Source organism: Streptomyces sp. NPDC019443, from assembly GCF_044389785.1.
Classification (GTDB): domain Bacteria; phylum Actinomycetota; class Actinomycetes; order Streptomycetales; family Streptomycetaceae; genus Streptomyces.
In genome coordinates this window covers 20428-40582 of sequence record NZ_JBIRYJ010000008.1, presented here as the reverse complement: position 1 = coordinate 40582, position 20155 = coordinate 20428, and the positions used below count along the sequence as shown (strand labels likewise).

13 protein-coding genes are annotated in these 20155 nt (G+C 70.9%); 9 read left to right on the top strand and 4 right to left on the bottom strand.

The features are described from left to right. The first annotated feature begins 398 nt into the window (after nt 1-398). The 4 genes from ACH492_RS24280 to ACH492_RS24265 all read left to right on the top strand — a co-directional run bounded on the left by ACH492_RS24280 (nt 399) and on the right by ACH492_RS24265 (nt 7574). Nucleotides 399-3815, top strand: a complete 3417-nt coding sequence (locus ACH492_RS24280) for an FHA domain-containing protein (protein ID WP_398989789.1) — start codon at nt 399-401, stop codon at nt 3813-3815. A gap of 161 nt (nt 3816-3976) precedes the next feature. Continuing rightward, nucleotides 3977-5341 carry an ABC transporter substrate-binding protein gene (locus tag ACH492_RS24275; protein ID WP_398989788.1) on the top strand — a complete coding sequence of 455 codons (1365 nt, stop codon included), beginning with the start codon at nt 3977-3979 and terminating at the stop codon, nt 5339-5341. A 5-nt stretch (nt 5342-5346) separates the two neighbouring features. Further along, entirely contained in the window at nt 5347-6696 is a 1350-nt protein-coding gene (locus tag ACH492_RS24270) for a carbohydrate ABC transporter permease (RefSeq protein ID WP_398989787.1), read from the top strand. Next, nucleotides 6693-7574, top strand: coding sequence for a carbohydrate ABC transporter permease (locus ACH492_RS24265; protein ID WP_398989786.1), 882 nt, complete (start codon nt 6693-6695; stop codon nt 7572-7574). The genes ACH492_RS24270 and ACH492_RS24265 overlap by 4 nt, the downstream gene beginning before the upstream one ends. Before the next feature lie 534 nt (nt 7575-8108). Here the strand turns inward: ACH492_RS24265 and ACH492_RS24260 are convergent. Continuing rightward, nucleotides 8109-8714 carry a TetR/AcrR family transcriptional regulator gene (locus ACH492_RS24260; RefSeq protein ID WP_398989785.1) on the bottom strand — a complete coding sequence of 202 codons (606 nt, stop codon included), beginning with the start codon at nt 8712-8714 and terminating at the stop codon, nt 8109-8111. 126 nt (nt 8715-8840) lie between these two features. On the opposite strand from ACH492_RS24260, the gene ACH492_RS24255 reads away from it, so the two are divergent. The 3 genes from ACH492_RS24255 to ACH492_RS24245 all read left to right on the top strand — a co-directional run bounded on the left by ACH492_RS24255 (nt 8841) and on the right by ACH492_RS24245 (nt 11890). Next, nucleotides 8841-9758: an ABC transporter permease gene (locus tag ACH492_RS24255; protein ID WP_398989784.1), complete on the top strand. Its 918-nt coding sequence runs from the start codon at nt 8841-8843 to the stop codon at nt 9756-9758. Further along, complete coding sequence (locus ACH492_RS24250) at nt 9751-10536, top strand: ABC transporter ATP-binding protein (RefSeq protein ID WP_398989783.1); 786 nt, start codon at nt 9751-9753, stop codon at nt 10534-10536. Before ACH492_RS24255 ends, ACH492_RS24250 begins: the two co-directional genes overlap by 8 nt. Nucleotides 10537-10633: 97 nt before the next feature. Beyond that, nucleotides 10634-11890, top strand: a complete 1257-nt coding sequence (locus ACH492_RS24245) for a glycosyltransferase 87 family protein (protein WP_398989782.1) — start codon at nt 10634-10636, stop codon at nt 11888-11890. Nucleotides 11891-11995: 105 nt separating this feature from the next. On the opposite strand, the gene ACH492_RS24240 is transcribed toward ACH492_RS24245, so the two are convergent. Continuing rightward, nucleotides 11996-16948, bottom strand: a complete 4953-nt coding sequence (locus tag ACH492_RS24240; RefSeq protein WP_398989781.1) for an NAD-glutamate dehydrogenase — start codon at nt 16946-16948, stop codon at nt 11996-11998. Nucleotides 16949-17405: 457 nt separating this feature from the next. Between ACH492_RS24240 and ACH492_RS24235 the strand changes: the two genes are divergently transcribed. Continuing rightward, a complete protein-coding gene (locus tag ACH492_RS24235) occupies nt 17406-17972 on the top strand; it encodes a DJ-1/PfpI family protein (protein ID WP_398989780.1) in 567 nt (188 codons plus the stop codon). 166 nt (nt 17973-18138) lie between these two features. On the opposite strand, the gene ACH492_RS24230 is transcribed toward ACH492_RS24235, so the two are convergent. Continuing rightward, a complete protein-coding gene (locus ACH492_RS24230) occupies nt 18139-18804 on the bottom strand; it encodes an HAD family hydrolase (RefSeq protein ID WP_398989779.1) in 666 nt (221 codons plus the stop codon). An 80-nt stretch (nt 18805-18884) separates the two neighbouring features. After that, entirely contained in the window at nt 18885-19391 is a 507-nt protein-coding gene (locus tag ACH492_RS24225) for a DUF6912 family protein (protein WP_398989778.1), read from the bottom strand. A gap of 275 nt (nt 19392-19666) precedes the next feature. Here ACH492_RS24225 and ACH492_RS24220 point away from each other — a divergent pair, with 275 nt between their 5' ends. Then, nucleotides 19667-20095 carry an Rv3235 family protein gene (locus tag ACH492_RS24220; protein ID WP_398989777.1) on the top strand — a complete coding sequence of 143 codons (429 nt, stop codon included), beginning with the start codon at nt 19667-19669 and terminating at the stop codon, nt 20093-20095. Nucleotides 20096-20155: the final 60 nt, after the last annotated feature.

The following is a 20155-nucleotide window of genomic DNA, read 5'->3' as shown; positions in this document are numbered from 1 at the left end:
CCACTTTAGTGCCGCCGGACAGGACACCGGCCGGTCGTTCGGGCAGTTGCCCGTCCAGTTGCCCCGTCCGGTTGTCCGTTTGTCCGTCCCCTCGCCTGCCCAGCGGTGTTCGAAAGAAAGACGCGGGCATCGCACGGATGGTTGCCGAACAGCCGTGCCGCGAACATCACTCACGTTCCGGATCAGATCCCAACCAGGCATTTTTACGTCCAGAGCCGACCAATCAAGATCACTTACCGGTGGCCCCCGGGCGTGTTGTCAGTGGCAGGTGCGAGGATGCCCTCAGCACGGAGTCGTGAGGGAGGGAGCCTCGCGCTGCGTGCCGACCTGCCGGGTGGGGGCGATCACGGGGCGGCTCCCCTGCCGGGTACCCCGCGCAGAAGGGATTGCTGACGGCGATGCAGATCCGGCTGACCGTCCTCGCGCCGTGCAGCGGGCAGTCCGCGGCCGCGGGACACGCTTATGCGGGACAGTCCTCAGCGAGACAGTCCTCAGCGAGACAGGGCTCCGCGGCACAGGCCTCTGCGGGGCGCGCGTGTGACGTGCTGATCACCGCGCCCGCCGGGACGGCGCTGGCCGCCGTGGCTTCCGGCCTGGCGGCGGCCGTCTCCGGCCCGGACGTCTCGGGCTCGGTCGTGCTGTACGCGGGCCAGGAGCGGCTCGACGCCCAGCGCCGCACCCTGGGAGAGCCTCCGCTGGTGGACGGCGCGGTGCTCTCTCTCCAGGTCCCCCGCGACGACGAGTCGCCCGTCGAGGACGCGTCCGCCCAGCTCCATGTGGTGACGGGCCCGGACGCGGGCGGCGTCCATCTGCTGCACGGCGGCCAGATCAGGATCGGCCGCTCCGCCGACGCGGACGTGCCGCTGGACGACCCGGACGTATCGCGGCTGCACTGCGCGGTCACGGTCGCCGAGGACGGCCGCGTCACGATCGCGGACCTCGGCTCGACGAACGGCACGACGCTGGACGGCACACCGGTGAGCGCGCGCCCGGTCCGCCTGCCCGCAGGCGCGCTGCTGCGCCTGGGCGAGTCGACGCTCCGCCTGGTCCCGTGCGACCGGACGCCGGGCCTGGCCACGGCTCCGGACGGTGAGGGACACCTGCGGGTGACGCGGGGTACTGGCGCCGAAGGCCCTGACAGGCCGGCGGAATCGGGCGGCGGCGGGTCGGCTGCGTATGCCTTCGGGCCGGGCGGCTCGGGCGCTGCGGGATCGGGACAGGGCGGCTCCGGCGCTGCGGGATCCGGACAGGGCGGCTCCGGCGCTGCCGGGTCGGCGCCGTACGCCTCCGGCGCGGCCGGTTCAGGCCCTGGCGGCCCCGCACAAGACCCTCGCCGTCCCGACGGGCCGGCTCCGTACGGCACCGGCTCCGCCGGTGCGCAGGGCGGCTCCGGCCCCGACGCGTACGCCCCAGGTGGCCCCGGCCCCGACGCGTACACCGCCCCCTACAACGCCACCCCCCGCGTGCCCAGCCAATACGACCCCTACGCCCCGTCCGCACCCACCAGCGCCGGCCAGGGCGACGCCGGGACGCTGTACCCGAGCCACCCCGCTGGCGGGCCCCAGGGCGACGCCGTGCATGCCAGGGCCGCCGACGGTCAGGACGAGGCTCCCTCCGCAGGGCCCAAAGGGCATGGCACTCCCGCGCACGGGACCCGGCTGCCCCAGGGTGTCGGGCGCAGGCGCGGCATAGGTGCCTGGGCGCGGCGGCTGGCCGGTGGACGGGAGGAGCCCGTCGCCGAGGTCGCGCCTCAGCCCGGTCCGCCCTTCAGCGCGGGTCCCGTCGTCGATCGCTGGCCCGACCCCGCAGCCGTCCTGCTCACCGCGCTCGGACCCGGACCACGGCTCTGGGAGCGCGGGCCCGGGCATCCCGAGTCACTCGTCATACGGCTCGGCACCGCCGACCGGGCCGAGCTGCCCGCCGTGCCGGTGACCGTCGGCCTGCGGGAGGCCGGTTCACTGGGGCTCGCGGGACCGCGGGCGCGGCTGGCCGGTCTCGCCAGGTCCGCCGTGGCCCAGCTCGCCGCGCTGCACTCGCCGGTGGACCTGGAAATCGTGCTGATCAGCACGGACCGGACCCGGAGCCTGGAGGAGCGCAGGGCCGAGTGGGCCTGGCTCGGCTGGCTGCCACATCTGCGGCCCGCCCACGGCCAGGACTGCCGACTTCTGCTCGCGTACGACCGGGACCAGGCCACCGCCCGCAGCGCGGAGCTCACCCGCAGGCTGGACGACGGCCCGCTCGGTCCCGGCTGGCCGAGCGCCGACCGCAGGTCCCTCGCCGAGGCCGCCGCGCGGTACGAAGGGGCCCGCACCGTCGTCATCGTCGACGGCGACCCGGGCTCGGCCGTGCTGCGCGAGACGACGGCCCGGCTGGCCGACGCAGGCTCGGCCGCCGGGATCCATCTGATCTGTCTGGCCGAGACCCCGGCCGCCTCGCCCGCGTCCCCCGTCGCCGCGACGTACGAGACGGCGTGCGCGGCCTCGCTCGCCTTCCGCGAGTGCGGGGCGGTCGCCCTGCTGAGCGGCGATGTGGCGACCGCGCTGCGCCTGATGCGTACGGCCGGCGGGCAGCCCGCCGGGCACGGCACGGTCGGCGCGGTGGATGCGGTGTCGGCGGCCTGGGCGGAGCGCTTCGGCCGCGCGCTGGCACCCCTGCGCGCCGAGGGCGGGAGCACGGGCGCTCACCCGGGCAGGGCCGTGGCGCTGCCCCGGTCCGCGCGGCTCCTGGACGAGCTGGGCCTGGCCCGCGCCACGCCCGCATCGCTGATGGCGCGCTGGGCGTCCGCGGGCAACGGCACCGCCGTGCTCGGCGCGGGTCCGTACGGCCCGCTGGCCGTCGATCTGATCGAAGAGGGCCCGCATCTGCTGATCGAGGGCCCGGCCGGCAGTGGCCGTACCGAGCTGCTGCGTTCCGTCGCGGCCTCGCTGGCCGCCGCGGGCCGCCCCGACCGGCTCGGTCTGCTGCTGGTCGACGGCGCGGGCGGCGAGCGTGGCGAAGGGCTCGCGGCCTGTGCGGAACTCCCGCATGTCACCGAGCACTTGGTGGCCTCCGACCCGGTCAGGATGAGGGCCTTCGCGCAGGCGCTGGGGGCCGAGCTGAAGCGCCGGTCCGAGCTGCTCGGCAGCGTGGGCTTCGCCGAGTGGCACACGCAGCGCGAGCTGACCGACCGGATGGTGGGCCAGCGCCCGCCGACCGCCGCCGAGCAGCGCGGCGACCTGGACTCTCCCTCCAGCGGCACGCTGCGCTTGCGCCCTGGTGCTCGTACGAAGGCGGAGGGCCCGGCCCCGCTGCCCCGGCTCGTCGTGCTGGTGGACGACTTCGACGCACTGGTCGCCCCGGCGCTCGGCAGCCCGGGACGCCCCGCGGCCGGTTCGGTCGTACGGGCGCTGGATGCCGTTGCCCGCGACGGTGAGCGGCTCGGCGTACATCTGGTGGCGACATCCGCCCGCCCCGACCGCACGGCGGACACGGAGCTCGCGCAGGGCGCGCGGCTGCGCGTCGTGCTGGACGCACCGCCCGCCTCACCGGGACCGGAGGACCCCGCTCCGGGTCGCGGCAGGCTCGGACATCCGGACGGCCGGGTGACGCCGTTCCAGAGCGGCCGGGTCACCGGACGCATTCCGCGTACGGCGACCTTGCGTCCCACTGTGGTGCCGCTCGAGTGGGAGCGGATGGGTGATCCGCCGACCCGTCGTCCCGTACGTGAACTGGGCAATGGCCCAACGGACTTGGCGCTCTTGGCCAGTGCCCTGGAGCGAGCTGCACGATCGGTGGACGCGGCTCCGGTTGCGCCGCTGACTCCGGCCCGCCCCTGACTGGCGCCACAAGTCCGGCCTTTGACCTGACATCACGTCACAAGGCCATCACAAAAGCCTTGATGACGCCTGGTGCGGTATTGCGGCCCTCGGATACCGGGCGTACACCTGTCGGTCACGGGACAGCGCACGGGACAGCGCACGGAAGAGACGGGGCAGTGATGCGCACAACTCTTCGTACGACTACGGGCAGGGCCGCAGTGGTGTTCACCGCCATCGGCGCCCTCGCCATCACCGGCTGCGGCGACAACAAGGACGACACGGCGAAACCGGGCGAGAGCAAGGGCAAGGAGTCCTCGGCAACCGTCCAACTGCCCAAGCTGAACGGCGAGAAGATAGAAGTTGCCGCTGTCTGGAGCGGCCCCGAGCAGGAGAACTTCACCAAGGTCCTCAAGGAGTTCGAGAAGCGGACCGGGGCCACGGTCACATTCGTCCCCGCGCAGGACCCGATCGTCAACTTCCTCGGTACGAAGATCGCGGGCGGCAGTCCGCCCGATGTTGCGATGCTCCCCCAGGTGGGCGCGATCCAGCAGGCCGTACAGCGTAAATGGGCCAAGCCCGTTGGCGCGGAGGCCAAGGCGCAGCTGGCGAAGAACTACTCCAAGGGCTGGCAGGATCTCGGCGCCGTGGACGGCACGCAGTTCGGCGTGTACTACAAGGCCGCCAACAAGTCCCTGGTCTGGTACAACAGCGCCGCCTTCGAGAACGCGGGCGCGCAGGAGCCGAAGACCTGGAAGGACTTCCTGTCGACGGCCGAGACGATCTCCGCCTCGGGCGTCACCCCCGTCTCGGTGGCCGGCGCGGACGGCTGGACGCTCACCGACTGGTTCGAGAACGTCTATCTCTCCCAGGCGGGCCCGGAGAAGTACGACCAGCTCGCCCAGCACAAGATCAAGTGGACCGACCCTTCCGTGAAGACCGCGCTGACGACGCTCGGCGAGCTCTTCGGCAAGCCCGCCCTGATCGCGGGCGGCGCGGACGGCGCGCTGCAGACGGAGTTCCCGGCATCGGTCACCCAGACCTTCAGCGGGGGCGACCAGCCCAAGGGCGCGATGGTCTTCGAGGGCGACTTCGTGACCGTCAACATCGCCCAGACCGAAGCCAAGATCGGTACGGACGCGAAGGTGTTCCCGTTCCCGGCGGTCGGCGCTGAGCCTCCGGTAGTGACGGGCGGAGACGCTGCCGTGGCGCTGAAGGACTCCAAGGGCGCGCAGGCGCTGCTGACCTTCCTCGCCTCTCCGGACGCGGCAAAGATCTCGGCCTCGTCGGGCGGGTTCATCTCCCCGAACAAGGCCCTGGACCTCGCCGCGTACCCCAATGATGTGCAGCGCGACATCGCGAAGGCGCTGATAGAGGCGGGCGACGACTTCCGCTTCGACATGTCGGACCAGATGCCGCAGTCGTTCGGTGGCACGCCCGGCAAGGGTGAGTGGAAGGCGCTGCAGGACTTCCTGAAGAACCCGAAGGACGTCGCGGGGGCCCAGCAGAAGCTGGAGTCGGACGCGGCCAAGGCGTACAAGAGCTGACGCGGGTGACAGCCGCGGCGACCGCGGGGGGCTCGGCGAGCCCGCAGCCCCCCGCCGGCAAGCGCAAGAGCGTGACAGGCACACGTAAAATCGTCGCGGCCGGCTTTCTGCTGCCCGCGCTGGTGCTGCTGGGTGCGCTCGTGGTCTACCCGATCGGGTACTCGGTCTACCGGTCCTTCTTCGACCAGGCCGGCAGCGGTTTCGCCGGGCTGGACAACTACAAGGAGATCTTCACCGAGGACTCCATCCTGACCGCGGTCAAGAACAACGCGATCTGGGTGGTGGTTGCGCCGACCGTCTCGACGGCACTCGGTCTGATCTTCGCCGTGCTCACCGAGCGGGTCCGCTGGGGCACGGCCTTCAAGCTCATCGTCTTTATGCCGATGGCGATCTCGATGCTCGCCGCGGGCATCATCTTCCGGCTGGTGTACGAGCAGGATCCGGACCGGGGGGTCGCCAACGCGGTCTGGGTGGGCGTGCACGACACGTTCGCCGAGTCGGCCGGTTTCCCCAAGGCGCATCCGCTGCCGGTGCATCCGCTGAAGGCGGGCGGCGGCGGCTCTTTCGTCACGAAGGAGCCGGTGACTGCGGGCAAGGAGGCGCTGCTGCCGCTGGTCGGCGTCGCGCCGGCGAAGATGCCGTCCGACGCGAAGCCCGCGAAGGCGGCACAGCCGGACGACGGGAAGATCCGCGGGACGGCGTGGCTGGACTTCACCAAGGGCGGCGGCGGCAAGCCGAACGCCATCGACGCGCGGGAGCTCGGCCTCAAGGGCATCGAGGTGGAGGCGGTCAGGGACGGCAAGGTCGTCGCGTCCGTGCGGGCAGGCGCGGACGGTACGTTCACACTGCCGGCGTCCGCGGAGGGGGCTCAACTGCGGCTGCCCGCCGACAACTTCAGGGAGCCGTACAACGGCGTCAACTGGCTCGGCCCCTCGCTCGTCACTCCGGCGATCATCGGCAGTTACGTGTGGATGTGGGCGGGCTTCGCAATGGTGCTGATCGCGGCGGGCCTGGCGAGCGTGCCGCGTGAACTGCTGGAAGCGGCGCGGGTGGACGGCGCGAACGAGTGGCAGGTCCTCCGCAGGGTGACGGTCCCGCTGCTGGCGCCCGTACTCGCGGTGGTGCTGGTCACCCTGATGATCAATGTGCTGAAGATCTTCGACCTGGTCTTCATCATCGCGCCGGGCTCGGCCCAGGACGACGCGAACGTGCTTGCGCTCCAGCTGTACCGGTCGTCGTTCGGCACGGACTCGCACCTGGGGCTCGGCAGCGCGATCGCCGTCCTGCTGTTGCTGCTGGTGATCCCGGTGATGCTGTTCAACATCCGGCGCATGCGAAGGGAGGCCCGCCGATGACCACGACCGAGGGTGTGGTGAAGGCGAAGCAGTCCCTCCCCGCACGAATCGCGGCGCGCACGGGCGGCGGCGTGATGCGCGTCTTCCTGGTCCTGGTGGGCCTGTTCTGGCTGATGCCGACGATCGGGCTGCTGCTGTCCTCGCTGCGGGGGCCGGCGGACATCGGCGAGAGCGGCTGGTGGAAGGTTTTCACGACGCCCGCGCAGGTCACCTTCGACAACTACTCGCGTCTGCTGGACAACGAGGCGATCACCGACTCACTGCTGTCCAGCGTGCTGATCACCGTCCCGGCGACGCTCCTGGTGGTGGTGATCGGCTCGCTGGCCGGTTACGCCTTCGCCTGGATGGACTTCCCGGGCCGCGACTGGTGGTTCATCGCGGTGGTCGCCCTCCTGGTGGTCCCGGTCCAGGTCGCGCTGGTGCCGGTTTCCAGGCTGTTCGGCCAGATCGGCATCTTCGAGACGACGGTCGGCGTGATCGTCTTCCATGTGGCGTTCGGGCTCCCGTTCGCGATCTTCCTGCTGCGGAACTTCTTCGCGGAGATCCCGAGGGAACTGCTGGAGGCGGCGCGGCTGGACGGGGCGGGCGAGATCCGGCTCTTCACCCGCGTGGTGATGCCACTGGGCGGCCCGGCGATCGCGTCGCTCGGCATCTTCCAGTTCCTGTGGGTGTGGAACGACATGCTGGTCGCGCTGATCTTCGCGGACTCGGAGAGCGCACCGATCACGGTGGCGCTGCAGCGGCAGGTGAGGCAGTTCGGCAACAACATCGACGTGCTGGCGCCGGGAGCGTTCGTTTCGATGATCATCCCGCTGGCGGTGTTCTTCGCGTTCCAGCGGCAGTTCGTGACGGGAGTGATGGCGGGAGCGGTCAAGTAGCCCCGGCACCACTGACGACGGCACCCCTGGCCGAAGCCTGACCGGGGGCCGCGGTTGCGCGGGGCGGGGTTCGCGGCGCTCCCGGGCCCGAGGCCCGGCGGCGCGGGGTTGGTGCGCACCGGGTCGGTGGCCGGGGCGGTCGGCGTCTGGCAGGGCCGCCGCCACGCGGGTGGGACTGCGGCCGGAGGCCGGAGGTCAGGGGCCCGCCCCTGACCGCGACGCCGACGACCCGCTGCCCCTGTCCGCGACGCCGACGGCCCGTCCCGGTCCGCGACGCCGACGACCCGTCCCGCGGAGCAAAGCTGCCGCACCCAGCGGGACCGAAGCCGCCGCGGGTTGTCGGCGGGTGCCCACGGGCCCGGCGCCGCCAGTGAATACGACGTGAAGCTGCCCCACGCCGTATTCACCCCCGTCCCGCGGGGCCGAAGGCCTCCGCTGTCCGGCCCCCGCCGCGCGCGGCGGGGGCCCGGGGGTCTCGCCCCCGTTCAGGAAGGGGCGGGGTAAAGGGGCGGCGGGGTAGGGGAAAACGCCCCGTCACGCCCGAAGCGCCGCCACCGCCGACCGCGCCAGCTCGTCCAAGTACCCCTTCGGCAACCCCGCCCGCACCACCACCAGCCGCCAGTACAGCGGCCCCACAATCACGTCCAGCGCCCGGTCCGGGTCCGTCGACTCTGGCAGTTCGCCGCGCGCCACCGCGTCCCGTACCACCACTGCCGCCACCCCCTGCTGGCTGTCCAGCAGCGCCGCCTTGATCGCGTCCGAGATTTCCGGGTGGCGGGCCGCCTCCACCAGCAGGTCAGGGATGACCTGCGAGGCCACCGGGTGGCGCAGGGCGTGCGACGCCACCTCCAGGAGCGCCCGTACGTCCCCGTACAGCGAACCCGTCGCCGGCGCCGGCAACCCCTGCGCCGCGAACGCCGAGACCAGGTCCAGCACCAGCGACAGCTTCGACTTCCACCGCCGGTAGACCGCCGTCTTGCCGACGCCCGCCCGCCGAGCGATCCCCTCGATGGACATCCGCGCGAAGCCCACCGACGCCAGCTCCTCGAAGACGGCGGCGCGAATGGCTTCGGTCACGTCTTCCCGGAGCACTGCGGCTCCCGCCGGCGCACGACGTGGGGTTCCAGGATCCGTGGTCATGCGCAGAGCATAGCGGGACGACGAGACGGTTGCGTCGCGACGTAACTCCGTCCTACTCTCCCCGTAGCGACGAAACGGGTCCGTCCCGTCGCTGCCGCCGCCCCCGACCTGTGGAAAGCGAGCACCGTGAGCAGCCAGACCATCGCCCGGCCACAGCCGGAACTGCACAAACCCGAGACGGACCTCACCGCGCTCGCGGTCCGCCACGGCCTCACCGTCAGCGGCGCCCGCCCCACCCTCCCCGCCTACGTCCGCCGGCTCTGGTCCCGCCGCCACTTCATCGTCGCCTTCGCCACCGCCCGGCTGACCGCCCAGTACAGCCAGGCCAGGCTCGGCCAGGTCTGGCAGGTCATGACCCCCCTGCTCAACGCGACGGTCTACTACTTCATCTTCGGCGTGCTGCTCGACACCAAGAACGGCGTTGCCGACTTCGTCCCGTTCCTCGTGACCGGCGTCTTCATCTGGACCTTCACCTCCAGTTCGATCATGGCCGGCACCCGCGCGATCTCCGGCAACATCGGCCTCGTACGGGCTCTGCACTTCCCCCGCGCCAGCCTCCCCATCGCCATCGCGCTCCAGCAGCTCCAGCAACTGCTCTTCTCGCTCGCCGCGCTGGTCGGGATCCTGATCGCCGTCGGGGAGTACCCGCACGTCAGCTGGCTGCTCGCGATCCCCGCACTGCTCCTGCAGGCCGGCTTCAACACCGGCCTCTCGATGATCATGGCGCAGCTGGCCAGCCGGACCCCGGACATCGCCCAGCTGATGCCGTTCGTCCTGCGCACCTGGATGTACGTCTCCGGCGTGATGTGGTCCATCGACAAGGTGCTCAGCCACAACAAGCTGCCCCACCTCGTGATGCTCGCGCTGGAGTGCAACCCGGCCGCCGTCTACATCGACCTGGTGCGCTTCGCCCTCATCGACAGCTTCACCGCCGCCCACCTCCCCCCGCACGTATGGGCTCTCGCCCTGTGCTGGGCGGTGCTCTTCGGGGCCGGCGGATTCGTGTACTTCTGGAAGGCAGAGGAGGAGTACGGCCGTGGCTGACTCCCGCACCACCACACGCGTCCCCACCGTCGTCGTCGACGGCGTCCACGTCACGTACAAAGTGAACGGCGCCCGCACCGGCCGGGGCAGCGCCACCACCGCCCTCAGCCGGATCATCTCTCGCAAGTCCACCCCCGGCGGGCGCGAGGTGCACGCCGTCAAGGGCGTCAGCTTCGCCGCGTACAAGGGCGAGGCCATCGGCCTGATCGGCTCCAACGGCTCGGGAAAGTCGACTCTGCTCAAGGCGATCGCGGGTCTGCTGCCGCCCTCGGAGGGCAAGGTCTTCACCCAGGGCCAGCCCTCCCTGCTCGGCGTGAACGCCGCACTGATGGCCGACCTGACCGGCGAGCGCAATGTCATCCTCGGCGGCCTCGCGATGGGCATGACGCGCGAGCAGATCCACGCCCGCTACGACGACATCGTCGACTTCTCGGGGATCAACGACAAGGGCGACTTCATCTCGCTGCCGATGCGTACGTACTCCTCCGGCATGGGCGCCCGGCTGCGGTTCTCCATCGCCGCCGCCAAGAGCCATGATGTCCTGCTGATCGACGAGGCGCTGTCCACCGGCGACGCCCGCTTCCGGCGGCGCAGCCAGGAGCGGATCGACGAGCTGCGCGGGGAGGCGGGCACCGTCTTCCTGGTCAGCCACAGCAACGGCACGATCACCGAGACCTGCGACCGCGCCATCTGGCTGGAGGCGGGGACGCTGCGGATGGACGGCCCGGCGAAAGAAGTCGTCGCCGCGTACGAAGAGTTCACCGGCGGCAAGAAGTAGCAGGGGGCAGCGAGACGCGGCAGGGAGCGGCGAGAAGCGACAGGAAGTGCCAGGAAATCTGTTGAAATAGCTTTAAAGCGGGCTAAAGTACCGGCCGATGACGACCCATCGGATCGGCCCGCCCCCGCACGCCTTCGGCCTCCCCCCGGCGCCGGGGATCTCAGACGCCTGCACCGCACGCCGCGGCGGCACCCGCCCCCACCCCCGGCAAGCCGCCGCCCTCGCCGCCGTCTGGGCTGCCACCCGCGTCGGCATGTTCGCCCTGCTTGTCGTCGACCGCGTTGGCGACACCGGCGTCGCCGGTGAGGTGCACACCCTCTACCGGCGCTGGTACGAACAGCTCGCCCAGGGCGCCTTCCCCCTGAACGACGTCACCTGGCAGTACCCGCCCGGCGCCGCGCTCGTCTTCCTCTCCCCCGGCGCGCTGCCCTGGCTGACGTACTTCCAGGCCTTCGTCGCGCTCACCCTCGCCGCCGACGCCGTCATCACTCTCTCCCTCGCCCGGGCCGGTGTGCGCGGCGCCTGGCTGTGGGTGTGCGGACTGCCACTGCTGCTGCACCTCCCCTACGCGCGCTACGACGTCCAGGTCACCGCCGTCGCCGTGCTCGCGCTGCTTGCCATGCGGAACCGGCCCCTGATCGGCGGTGCGCTCGCCGGGCTCGGCGCGATGATCAAGGTGTGGCCGCTGCTCACCGTGCTGGGCACGCCCCGGGGACCTACGACACGCGCCGCCTGGCTCTCCGCGACCGCCTCCGCCGCCGCACTGCTCGCCGTGCTGTCCCTCGCCTTCACACACAGCCTGGACTTTCTGCGCCAGCAGGGCGCGCGGGGTGTGCAGATCGAGTCGCTCGGCGGGACCGCGCTCCAGCTGGCGCAGAAGGCGGGCTGGTCGGGCTCGGTCAGATACCAGTACGGGGCCTTCGAGTTCGTCGGCCCCTATGTGCCGAGCGTGGCGCGGATCTCCCTGCTGCTGACCGCCGCCGCGGTGTGCTGGCTGCTGCTGTGGCGGGTAAGGGCAATGCGCTGGACGCAGGCCACGCCCTTCGACGCCGCGTTCACAGCCGTACTGCTCTTCACCGTCACCAGCCGCGTCATCAGCCCGCAGTATCTGATCTGGCTGCTCGGTCTGGCCGCGGTCTGCCTCACCTCCCGGCACACCACCCAGCGCCCGGTCGCGCTCCTGATGCTGCCCGCTGCCGCGCTGAGCGCGCTCGCCTACCCCCTGCTGTACGACGACGTGCTGGCCGGCTCTCCACTCGGCCTGCTGCTCATGGTCGTACGGAACGGGCTGCTGCTCGCCGCGGCGCTGCTCTCCTGCCATCGGCTGTGGGCGGCCACCACCCGGGCCGACTGAGCAGAACGCTCAATCGCCGGACGGGCTTGAAATCAAGCCCGTCCGGCGATTGAGGACAAACCGGCCACCGGCGGCGGCCCCGGTCAGCCTTCGCCGGTCACCGCGTCAGCTGTGCATCCGCAGCAGCTGCCGCATCGTCCGCATCGCCACGGACAGGTTCGCCAGGTCGAACGTGTCCGAGCTCTGGATCTCCTCCAGTGTCGAGCGCGCCCGGCCCAGGATCGCCGAGTTCTTCTGCTCCCACGCCTTGAACCGCTCCTCCGGCGTCGAGGCGCCGTTGCCGACGGAGAGCACATCCGCGGTGAGCATGGCGTGCGCTGCGTACAGGTCCTCGCGGATGGAGGCGCGGGCCATCGACTGCCAGCGGTCGGCCCGCGGCAGCTCGATGATCCGGTCCATCAGCTGAGTGATCTGCAGCCGGTCGGCGAGGTCGTAGTACACCTCGGCGACCGCCATCGGCTCCTTCTTCGTACGGTCCGCGATCGCGACGATGTCGAGCGTCGGGAAGGCGGAAGAGAACCCGGCAACCCGCAGCGCGAGTTCCTCGGGCACGCCCGCATCGGTGAGCTCCTGCAGGATGCGCTCGTACCACTCCAGGTCGGCGCCGCGCAGCATCTTCGGCAGCTCGCCCCAGACCTGCTCCACGCGCTCGGCGAAGAAGTCGATGGTCTCGGCGAGCTCCAGCGGCTGCGGCCGGTTGCCCAGCAGCCATCGCGTACCGCGTTCGACGAGGCGGCGCGAGTGCAGCCGGACACGGGTCTGGACGTCGGCCGCGACCTTGTTGTCGAGGGCCTCGACGGCGTCCCACACCGCGCTGAGACCGAAGATCTCCCGGGCCGCGGTCTGCGCCCGCACGATCTCCTCGACCGACGCGCCCGTCTCCTCCCGCAGCCGGTGCAGGAAGGTCGAACCACCGGTGTTCACCGTGTCGTTGACCAGCACCGTCGTGACGATCTCACGGCGCAGCGCATGCCCGTCGATCGCCTCGGGGAACCTCTCGCGCAGCGGCCTCGGGAAGTACGCGTGCAGCAGCCGGCGCAGATACGGGTCGTCCGGCAGGGGCGTCTTGATCAGCTCGTCCGCCACCGTGATCTTGGTGTAGGCGAGCAGCACGGCCAGCTCGGGCTGGCTGAGTCCCTTGCCCGCGTTGAGCAGTTCCCGGATCTGCCGGTCGGTCGGCAGGAACTCCAGGGCCCGGTCCAGCGCCCCGTCCCGCTCCAGCCGCCGAATGAAGCGCTGGTGGGCGTGGAGCAGACTCGGCGCCTGGACGACGGCGTTGGCCAGGGCGACGTTCTGCGCGTAGTTGTTGCGCAGCACCAGCTTGCCGACCTCGTCGGTCATCTCGGCGAGCACCTTGTTGCGCTGCTTGACGGTCAGATCACCGTCCGACACCAGGCCGTTGAGCAGGATCTTGATGTTCACCTCGTGGTCGGAGGTGTCCACGCCCGCGCTGTTGTCGATGGCGTCGGTGTTGATCTTGCCGCCGTGGCGGTCGAACTCGATCCGGCCCAGCTGGGTCAGACCCAGGTTGCCGCCCTCGCCGACGACCTTGACCCCCAGGTCCTCGCCGTTGACGCGGATCGCGTCGTTGGCCTTGTCGCCGACGTCCGCGTTGGACTCGGTGGAGGCCTTGACGTACGTACCGATGCCGCCGTTCCACAGCAGGTCCACCGGGGCCTTGAGGATCGCCTTCATCAGCTCGGCGGGCGTCATCTTGGCGATGCCCGCCTTGATGCCGAGCGCCTCGCGCATCTGCGCGTTGACCGGGATCGACTTGGCGCTGCGGGGGTGGATGCCGCCGCCCTGCGACAGCAGCTGCTTGTTGTAGTCGGCCCAGGAGGAGCGGGGCAGCTCGAAGAGCCGGCGGCGCTCGGCGTACGAGAGGGCCGCGTCCGGGTTCGGGTCGATGAAGATGTGCCGGTGGTCGAAGGCCGCGACCAGCCGGATGTGCTCGCTGAGCAGCATGCCGTTGCCGAACACGTCGCCGGACATGTCGCCGACTCCGACGACCGTGAAGTCCTGGGTCTGGGTGTCGTGGCCGAGCCCGCGGAAGTGCCGCTCGACGGACTCCCACGCGCCGCGGGCGGTGATGCCCATGCCCTTGTGGTCGTATCCGGCGGAGCCGCCCGAGGCGAAGGCGTCACCGAGCCAGAAGTTGTACGAGAGCGCGACCTCGTTGGCGATGTCGGAGAACGTCGCGGTGCCCTTGTCGGCGGCGACGACGAGGTAGGCGTCGTCCCCGTCGTGGCGTACGACATCGGCCGGCGGCACGACCTCGCCCGCCACCAGGTTGTCGGTGATGTCGAGCAGCGCGGAGATGAAGATCTTGTAGCAGGCGATGCCCTCGGCCAGCCAGGCGTCCCGGTCCACCGACGGGTCCGGGAGCTGCTTGGCGACGAAGCCGCCCTTCGCGCCGACCGGCACGATCACGGTGTTCTTGACCATCTGCGCCTTGACCAGGCCGAGGATTTCCGTACGGAAGTCCTCACGGCGGTCGGACCAGCGCAGCCCGCCGCGCGCGACCTTGCCGAAGCGCAGGTGCACACCCTCGACGCGCGGGGAGTAGACCCAGATCTCGTACGCCGGGCGGGGCGCCGGCAGATCCGGGATGGCCTGCGGGTCGAACTTCATCGACACATAGCCGTGCTGCCTGAAGCCCCCCGCCTCCTGGAAGAAATTGGTGCGCAGCGTCGCCTTGATGACAGTGAGGAAGGAGCGCAGGATCCGGTCCTCGTCCAGGCTCACGACCTGGTCGAGTGCCCCGTCGAGCTCCTCGAGCAGACCGTCGGTCAGCTCGGTGCCCGCGCGCTGACGGTCCGGCGACATCCTCGCCTCGAAGAGGGAGATCAGCAGCCGGGTGGTGTGGACGTTGGTACGGAGGGTGTCCTCCATGTAGTCCTGGCTGAAGGTCGAACCGGCCTGGCGCAGGTACTTGGCGTACGCGCGCAGCACCATCGCCTCCCGCCAGTTCAAACCGGCGCCCAGCACGAGCGAGTTGAAGCCGTCGTTCTCCGCGTCGCCGGTCCAGACGGCGGCGAACGCGTCCTGGAAACGCTCGCGGGCGTCGTCGGCGAGGTAGTCGCCGTTGCCCGTGGCCTTCGGCATACGCAGCCCGAAGTCGTAGATCCACGCGCTCGTACGGTCCGAGCAGCGCAGCTCGTGCGGACGCTCGTCGACGACCTCGCAGCCCAGCCGCTGCAGCACCGGCAGCACGGCGGAGAGCGAGACCTGCTCGCCGATGCGGTAGATCTTGAAGCGGCGCTCGCCGGGGCCCGCGCCGACCGGCTCGTACAGGGAGAGCGAGAATTCCTTGCCGGACTGGGTCAGTTGCTCGAGGTGGACCAGGTCTGCGACGGCGGCGCGCGGCGAGTGGTCGGCCTTGTAGCCCTCGGGGAAGGCGTTGGCGTAACGGCGCAGCAGTTCGGCCGCGCGCTCCTCGCCGACCTCGGCGTTCAGCGCCTCGGCGAATCCGTCGGCCCAGGAACGGGCTGCCTCCACCAGCCGGGCCTCGATGCGCTCCTTGTCGGCGTCGGTGAGGTCGGGCAACTCGGTGCCGGCCGGGACGCGGACCACGAAGTGCAGCCGGGAAAGGATCGACTCGGTGTTCCAGGCGGTGAAGTCGACGCTGGTGCCGCCCAGTTCCTCCTTGAGGATGTCGATGATCCGCAGCCGGACGCCGGTGGTGTAGCGGTCGCGAGGCAGGTAGACGAGCGCCGAGTAGTAGCGGCCGTACTCGTCCTGGCGCAGGTAGAGCCGCAGCCGTCGGCGCTCTTGGAGGTAGAGCACGCTGGTGACGATGGAGCGCAGCTGGTCGACGGGCGTCTGGAAGAGCTCGTCGCGCGGGTAGGTCTCCAGGATCTGCAGCAGGTCGCGGCCGTCGTGGCTGTGGGGCGAGAAGCCGGCGCCCTCCAGGACCTCGGCGACCTTGCGGCGGATGACCGGGACACGGCGGACGGACTCGGTGTACGCGGCCGAGGAGAACAGGCCGAGGAATCGGCGCTCGCCGACGACCTCGCCCTTGGCGTTGAACTTCTTGACGCCCACATAGTCGAGGTAGCTGGGCCGGTGCACGGTCGAGCGGCTGTTGGCCTTGGTCAGTACGAGCAGCTTGTGCTCGCGGGCCTTCTTGCGGGCGTCGGCAGGCAGCCGGCTGAAGGACGGGCTGACCGGGTGGGTCTCGTCGGCGCTGTGGTGGGGGTCGGAGCGCAGAATGCCGAGGCCGGTGCCGGGCACGGCGGCCAGCGAGTCGTTCTCGGTGAGCTCGTACTCCCGGTATCCGAGGAAGGTGAAGTGGTCGTCGGCGAGCCAGCGCAGCAGCTCGCGCGCCTCCTCGAGCTCCTGGTCGCGCAGATCGTCGGCGGTCGGCTCGCTCGGCAGCTCTTCGCCGATGCGCAGCGCGGCGTCGCGCATCTTCTCCCAGTCCTCGACGGCCTCGCGCACGTCCGACAGGACGCGCAGCAGGTCGGAGGTGATCTGCTTCAGATCGGCCCGGTCGGTCTCGCGGTCGAACTCGACGTGGATCCAGGACTCGACGAGCGCGTCGTGCGGCAGCGCCCTGCCCTCGGCCTTGGCCTTGCTATTCGTCTCGCCGGGCAGCACCTCGATGAGCTTGCCCGTGACATCCCGGCGGACGATGACCTGCGGGTGGATCACTACATGGATGCCGCGGCCCTGCCGGGAGAGCTCATTGGTGACCGAGTCGACGAGGAAGGGCATGTCGTCGGTGACGACCTCGACCACGGAGTGGCTGCACGTCCAGCCGTTCTCCTCGATGGTCGGGGTGTGGACCCGCACATTGGCCGTCCCCTGCGGGCGGTTTTCGGCGAGCCGGTAGTGGGAAAGTGCTGCGCCAAAGATGTCGACCGGGTCGCGGTCAGCGAGGTCCTCGGGAGCGGTGTGCAGGTAGTAGCGCTGGAGGTACGAGAGCAGGGTGTCCTGGTCCGGACGCTTCCCTTGCTCGGCCCCAGTCGGAAGGTGCCCCCCGACCGGGCTGTTCTCAGCTACCCGGGCGGCCCGTGTGAGCAGCTCGGCCTTGGCTTCGTCCAGCTTGGTCTGCATGTCCTCTGGCTCCTGTCGCGCGCCGTTGCGTGACGTAGGTGAAAGAAGCGACGCAACGCCACGACGCGGGGTATCCGGTCGGAGTCGACGCTATGCCGCGATGAGAGATGTCCGAGCCGTTATTGGCCAATTTTGGCAGCCGGGCCGGAACGAGAAGATCAACGATCGCCCGGGCGCTGTGGCGCTCCGGGCGCAGGCCGGGGGCTTCGCTGCCCCCACGGCATATAGCGCTGATCACGGGTCAAGGCTATCGCCCCGCCCCCCCGACCCGTCATGAGCCGTATGTGTACAAAAGCGGGGCCGGAAGTTTGACACTCTGGACAGCGACACAGGCCCACTCTTGGCAAACAGCCCGCCGCGGTGCAGGTTGGCGGTGACGACACGGCAACCACCGCGAGGGGCAGCCGCCCTGCACCCACGGCAGGGAACCGTCGACAGCCCGACACCGGGAGCAGCCATGACAACGAAGATCCTGATCGTCACCGGCGACGCAGCCGAGTCCCTCGAAGTCCTCTACCCGTACCAACGGCTGCGGGAGGAGGGGTACGAGGTCGACATCGCGGCCCCCGCCCGCAAGCAGCTGCAGTTCGTCGTGCACGACTTCGAGCCGGGCTTCGACACGTACACCGAGAAGCCGGGCTACACCTGGCCCGCGGACCTCGCCTTCTCGGAGGTCGACCCCGGACAGTACACAGCGCTGGTGATCCCGGGCGGCCGCGCCCCGGAGTACCTGCGCAACGACCCTGAGCTCCGCAAGATTCTGAAGTCCTTCTTCGACGCGGACAAACCGGTGGCCCAGATCTGCCACGGCCCGCTGCTGACGGCGGCGATCGGCAGCCTGGAGGGCCGCCGGGTCACCGCATACCCAGCCCTGGAACTCGACATGCAGGCAGCGGGAGCCAGCTTCCAGGACGTGGAGGCGGTGGTCGACGGCACCCTGGTCTCCTCCCGTGCCTGGCCGGACCACTCGGCCTGGATGCGGGAGTTCCTGAAGGTGCTACGAGCGAAGGCACCGGTGGCGTAGCGGAGCGCTCGGACCGCGGCGCGTCTGAGGGCGGCGGGGCGGTCGGGGCCGGCCGGCGCCTGGCCTGGTGCTGGGCGGGCTCATCCAGCGGCGAGGCGGACCGCGGCGCGCGTCTGAAAGCGGGGCGGTCGGGGCTGCCCCGCCCACGGACTCGTGCGTGCAGGCCTCACGCCGCCAGGCGCAAGGCCTCCTCCACCGCCTCGGCAAGCGTGTCCACCACCGGCACGCCCACCGCCTCCAGGCTGGACCTGCTGTGCGAGCCTCCCGTGTACAGCACCGCCAGCGCGCCCACGTGCGCCGCCGCCACCGCGTCGTCGACCGCGTCGCCGATCACCACCGTGCGGCCCGGCTGGACGGCCCCATCCAGCGCCCGGAGGTGGCGCTCCATGTGGAGCGCCTTGCCACCGCCGGACGGCCCGGTCCGCCCGTCCACGCGGATGAAGTGACTCTCGATGCCGTACCCCCGTACGACCGGGACCAGCTGCTCGTGCCCGTACATGCTGAGCAGCGACTGGCTGCGCCCCGCCAGCTGCCACTCCCGGAGAAGCTCCTCGACGCCCTCGGTCAGCCCGCAGCCGATCCGGTGCTCGCTGTAGTGCCGGTGGAAGGCCTCGTCCATGACCTCCCACTCCGCGTCCGACGGCAGCCGGCCCATCAGCCGCTCGTAGAACCGGGGAATCGGCACGCAGTACAGCTCGCGATAGCGCTCGAGCGTGATCGGCTCCAGGCCTATCTCCGCGAAGGCGGCGTTCGTCGCCCCGATGACCGCCTTGATGTCGTCGAGCAGTGTGCCGTTCCAGTCCCAGACCAGATGCGTGTTGTGCTTCCCCATGCGAAAACGGTACCGGCCGGGTCTGACAACGCACGACCCGGACCGGAAGCCGGGCCCTTCGGGCGGACCGGGCGCCTGCCTCAGCTGATGAGGTTCGGGATCTCCTGCACCCCGTACCAGAGCAGCTCGTGGTCCTCCGCCCCGTCCACCGTGAACTGCGCGTCGTCGTCGCCCTGGTCCGCCGCCCCCAGCGCGTCCGCCGCCGCGGACACGTCGCCGACCGCGTCGTCGCCATCGACATGGACCGCCGCCGCCTTGGCCAGCGTCACCGCGGATCCGACCCGCACCTCACCCAGCGCGCTCGCGACGAGCACCCGGTCGGGGTCGGCGACTGCGTCCTGGTCCGGTACGTCGATGGCGACGACCACCCGGCGCCGGGCCGCGTCAGGGTCACCGGCGAGCAGCCGCAGTGACGCGGCCGCGGCGCGGTTCAGCGCGGCGTACTCGAGCTCCTCGATGTCGTCGGAGACGTACCACTCGCGCAGCCCGGGAGTGACGGCATAGGCGGTCAGCGGGCCGGGCCCCAGTTCGCCCGCCTTGTGCGCCTCTGCGAGACCGGAGAGGGTCAGGGGAACGTAGACGCGCATGGCTGGCCACTTTCGTAGTCGGAGACGCCCTCAGGATACGTGCGAGGTCCCCCTTCGGAGTGCCGCTCCCGGCCTCGCGCACCGTCAGCGGACAAAGGCCCCGCCCCGCCCGGCGACGGCCCCAGGCCGCCTCTCGTCACCCTGATAGGTGATCTATGGCGCCGCCTCCTCGTCGGACAGCACGCGTTGCGGACGGCGCAGCCCGAGCCGTAGAAGATCACCACTGAAGTTACCGCCCGGTATCAGCCGGGCCCGGCTCAACGGGGGCGATCTGCATGGACAGGACCCGGCCCGCAGGGCGGCGCGACCAGCGCCGCCCCGCCGTGATGGCGGCAGCGGCGATGGCACGCGCACGGCGGCAGCACAGGCCGCACTACTGGTTCGCCGACCGCCTGCTCGCGGTGCTCAGCGGCCAGCGCCCGGTGCACTGGATGCTCGGACACACGATCGGGGAGGCGTACGAACAGCTGGTGCGGCTCGCCCCGGGAGCCCCGCTGCGGCCGGCGGAGCGGGTGACGCCGGTCGTCCGCCACTGCGGCGAGTACCACCCGGGCCCCGGCGTGATCGAGGCCTTCGCCAGAATCGGCTCGGGCGACCGGGTCAGCGCGATGGCCTTCCGTCTCGAACAGGGCGCGGACCAGCGCTGGCGCTGCGCCGCGGTCGAGCTGGGCGGCGAACGCGTGAGCACACACGCGGCCGGCTGACGACCGACAGCCGCGGCCAGGCAGCCCAGTCCGGCCGACGGCCGCGGCCCACATCCCGCC